The 4,677-nt window shown below is 70.5% G+C and carries 1 protein-coding gene; it reads right to left on the bottom strand.

Annotation, left to right across the window (positions count from 1 at the left end; translation table 11 throughout):
- Positions 1-4,677 (bottom strand): type I polyketide synthase (locus VT50_RS36300; protein ID WP_143645333.1); only part of this gene is annotated, 4,677 nt, incomplete at both ends.

The raw sequence follows: 4,677 nt of genomic DNA, 5'->3' as shown, positions 1-4,677 counted from the left end.
CGTAGAGTTCGGCGCCCATGCCGGGGCGTTGGCTGCCCTGTCCGCTGAAGAGGAACACGGTTTGGCCGGTGGCCTCGGCGGCCGTGCCGGGGTGCACCAGGCCCGGATGTGGTTTCCCGGCGGCCAGTGCCTCCAGCCCCGCGACCAGCTCCTCGCGGTCCTGGCCGATGATCACGGCCCGGTGGTCGAAGAGCGTCCTGGACCGGAGCAAGGACCACCCCACCTCCGGGGCGCTCACCTCGGGCTCGCCGATGATGTGCCGGGTCAGGGCCCGTGCCTGGCCTCGTAGCGCCACGTCGCTCTGCGCCGAAATCACCCAGGGCACCACACCAGTGACATCCGATACGGGGGCGGGTTCGATGGGCTCAAGGGCCTGCTCAAGGATGAGATGGGCGTTCGTACCGGAGATGCCGAAGGAGGAGATTCCCGCTCGGCGGGGGCGTTCGCCCTGAGGCCATGGGACGGGTTCGGTGAGCAGGCGTAGATCGCCCGAGCTCCAGTCGACGTTCGGGGTCGGTGCGTCGATGTGCAGTGAGGCGGGCAGCAGCTCATGCCGCATGGCCATCACCATCTTGATGACCCCGGCCACCCCGGCGGCGGCCTGGGTGTGGCCGATGTTGGACTTGATGGAGCCGAGCCACAGCGGCTGGTCCTCCGGCCTGTCCTGCCCGTACGTGGCCAGCAGCGCCTGGGCCTCGATGGGATCGCCGAGCGTGGTGCCCGTACCGTGTGCCTCCACCGCGTCCACCTCGGACGGCGACAGCCGGGCGTTGGCGAGCGCCTGGCGGATCACCCGCTGTTGCGAGGGTCCGTTGGGCGCGGTCAGGCCGTTGCTGGTGCCGTCCTGGTTGACGGCGGAGCCCCGGATCACGGCTAGCACCCGGTGGCCGTTGCGGCGCGCGTCCGACAGCCGTTCCAGCAGGACGAGCCCGACGCCCTCGCCCCACACCATGCCGTCGGCCGCCGCCGCGAACGGCTTGCACCGTGCGTCGGGTGCCAGGCCGCGCTGGCGGGAGAACTCGATGAACGCCCCGGGGGTGGCCATCACCGTCACCCCACCGGCCAGGGCCATCGTGCATTCGCCCTGCCGCAGCGCCTGGGCGGCCAGATGCATGGCCACCAGTGAGGACGAGCACGCGGTGTCCACCGTGACCGCCGGGCCTTCGAGGCCGAAGGAGTAGGCCACCCGGCCGGACACCACACTGCCGATGTTGCCGGTGGCGACATAGCCTTCGACGTCGCTCGCCGTATCGCCGGTGAGGGCAATGTAGTCCTGTGACGTCACGCCCGCGAACACGCCCGTATCGCTGCCCGCGAGCGTGTTCCGGTCCAGGCCGGCGCTTTCGAAGGTCTCCCAGGCGGTTTCCAGGAGCAGCCGCTGCTGGGGGTCCATGGCGACCGCCTCGCGGGGGCTGATGCCGAAGAACCCGGGATCGAACTCGGCCGCCCGGTAGAGGAACCCGCCCTCGCGGACATAGCTCGTCCCCGAGCGGTCGGGATCGGGGTCGTAGAGCGCGTGCAGATCCCAGTTGCGGTCGGTGGGCATCTCCGCGATGGCATCGCGGTGGGCCATGACCAGGTCCCACAGCTCCTTCGGTGAGTGTGCGTCGCCGGGGTAACGGCAGGCCATGCCGACGATCGCGATCGGCTCGTCGTGGGCGACCGTGATCGGGGTACGAGCGGTGACGGCCGTCTGCTGGCCCATGAGTTCGGCGAGCAGATAGGCGGCGAGCGCATTCGGCGTGGGGTGGTCGAAGACGAGCGAGGGCGCGAGGTCGATGCCGGTGGCGGTGGCGAGCTGGTCGCGCAGCTCCACGGCGGTCAGGGAGTCGAACCCGAGCTCCTGGAACGGCTGGGCGGGAGGGATGGCGTCCGGCCCGGAATGCCCCAGGATCGAGGCCGCGAGGGACTGGATCCGCTCGCGGAGGAGCTGGTGCTGCTGTTCGGGGGTGGTGGCGGAGAGCCGCTGCTGGAGCGAGGTGGTGGCGGAAGTGGTGGCGGACGCCTCGGTGATTCGCTCGGTGGGGTTCTCGGCGGCCGTGATCAGGTCGTCGAGCAGCGGGCTGGGGCGCTGCGCGGTGAATGCCGTCGGGAACTTCTCCCAGTCGATGTCCGCCACGGTGACCGTGGTGTCACGGTGGTCCAGGGCGTGCTGGAGCGATGCCACGGCCAGCTCCGGGCCCAGCGGAGACAGGCCGCGCCGCCCATAGAACGCGAGTGCGGTGTCGTCGGCGGCCATGCCAGCATCGCCCCAGGGGCCCCAGGCGATGCTGGTGGCGGGCAGGCCACGGGCGCGGCGGTGCTCTGCCAGGGCGTCGAGATAGGTGTTCGCGGCGGCGTAGGCCCCTTGCCGACTGCCGCCCCACGAGGCCGCACCGGACGAGAAGAGCACAAAGGCGCTGAGGTCGAGCCCCTGGGTCAGCTCATGCAGATGGGCGGCGGCCAGGGCCTTGGGCCCGAGCACACCCTGCAGCCGCTCCGGCCCCAGCTCGGCGATGAGCTCGGTGTCCGACGTTCCGGCGGCGTGGACGACGGTGGTGAGGGGGTGTTCGGCGGGGATGGTGTCGAGGAGGTGCTGGAGCGCGGCCCGGTTGGAGACGTCGCAGGCGGTGACGGTGACGGTCGTACCCAACACGTTGAGTTCTTCGCTGAGTTGGGCGGCTCCGGGGGCGTCGGGGCCGGAGCGGCTGATGAGGTGGAGATGGGGGGCTCCCCGGCGGGCGAGCCAGCGGGCGATATGGGCGCCGAGACCACCGGTGCCGCCGGTGATGAGCGTGGTGCCGGTGGGTTGCCAGGTCCTGGGGGCCGTGGTGGGCGTACCTGCCCTACGGAGGCGCCGGGCATAGCTGCCGGTGGCGCGGATGGCGGACTGGTCCTCGGGCCCACCGGGGGCGAGCAACGCGGCCAGACGGTCCGCGGTGTGGTGGTCGATGACGATGGGCAGGTCGATCAGACCGCCCCAGCGGCGGGGGTGTTCCAGCGCCGCGGCCCGGCCAAGTCCCCAGGTCTGCGCCTGTCGAGGGCCGGGGAGCGGACTGCCGGGACCGGTGGCGACGGCGCCCTGCGTGAGGCACCACAGGGGCGCCGCGATCTCGGCGTCTCCGAGGGCCTGGAGGAGTACGGTGGTCGCGGTCAGCCCGGAGGGCACGGCGGCGTATTGGGGGTGCGGCTCCTCGTCGAGGGCGAGCAGGCTCAGCACTCCGGCGGGCGCGCCCTCCGTGGCCAGACGGGTGAGCTGGTCCGCCAGGGTGTCGCGATCGACGGCACGGGTGTCGAGCACATGGCGGAGTGAAGTGGCGCCGTGGGCGGTCAGGGCCTGCGTGGCGGTTGTCACGCCAGGGTGGTCGGAGTGACCGCTGGGGATGATCAGCAGCCAGGTGCCGGAGAGGTCCGGACGTGTGGAAGGAGTGGGAAGGCGCTTCCAAGTGGTCTGATAGCGCCAGGAGTTGATGACCGACCGCTCCCGGTGCTGCCGCCGCCAGGCGGACAGAGTCGGGAGTACGGCGCCCAGCATGGGCTGCTGGTCCGCCGGTGAGTCGATGGTCGCCGCCAGCGCCTCTAGGTCCTCGCGCTCCACCGCCTCCCAGAACTCCTTGTCAACCAGAGCAGCCGTCTCGGTGGGCGCCGGTCCGGGGGAGGAGGCGGCGGACGACAGCCAGTAGTGCTGGCGGTGGAAGGCGTAGGTGGGGAGTTCGATGGTGCGGGGGGTGGGGGTGGTGGGGTACCAGCTGGTCCAGTCGATGGTGGTGCCGTGGGTGTGGAGTTGGGCGAGGGTGTGGGTGAGGGCCCGTGGCTCGGGCTGTTTGCGGGTGAGGGCGGAGGTGATCAGTGGCGTTGGGGGGTTGTTCTGATCGGTGGGGTCTTCGGTGGTGTGGTGGTGGAGGGTGTGGTGGGTGGCGGTGGCCAGGGTGGGGTCGGGGCCGAGTTCGAGGAAGACGCCGGTTTTGGGTGCGATGTGGGTGATGGCGGGGTGGAAGTGGACGGGCTGGCGGATGTGTTGGGCCCAGTAGCCGGGGGTGGTGATTTCCTCGTCGGCTGGTTGGCCGGTGAGGTTGCTGAGGATCGGGATGGTGGGTGAGTGGTAGGAGAGTCCGCTGACGGCCTGTGTGAAGGGTTCCAGGATGGGGTCCATCAGGGGGGAGTGGAAGGCGTGGCTGACGGTCAGTGTGCGGGTCTTGCGGCCCTTCGCGGCCCAGGTGGCGCTGATGTCGGTGACGAGTTCAAGAGGGCCGGAGATGACGGTGTTGGTGGGGGTGTTGAGGGCGGCGATGCTCACTTGGTTGTCGTGTGCGGCAAGATCTTCGGCAAGTTCCTCAGCCGTGGCGGCGATGGTGGCCATGCCTCCGCCGTCGGGGAGTCTTCCCATGAGGGTGGCGCGGGTGGCGACGAGGTGGCAGGCGTCGGGGAGGTTGAAGACTCCGGCGATGTGGGCGGCGGCGATTTCGCCGATGGAGTGGCCGATGACGGCGTCGGGGCGTACGCCGAGCGTGTCGAGGAGTCGTGCCAGGGCGATGTGTAGGGCGAACAGTCCGGCTTGGGCGTAGGTGGTGTGGTCCAGCAGCGCCGCCTGCTCGGGGTCGCGGCTGAAGATCAGCTCCCGTAGCGGGTGTTCCAGGTACGGGTCGAGAAGACCGCAGACGTCATCGAAGGTTTCGGTGAAGACGGGGAAGTGGTCGT

It is taken from the genome of Streptomyces antioxidans (genome assembly GCF_000968685.2).
Lineage (GTDB): Bacteria > Actinomycetota > Actinomycetes > Streptomycetales > Streptomycetaceae > Streptomyces > Streptomyces antioxidans.
The sequence above is the reverse complement of the archived record's forward strand: the minus strand, read 5'-3'. Positions and strand labels throughout refer to the sequence as shown.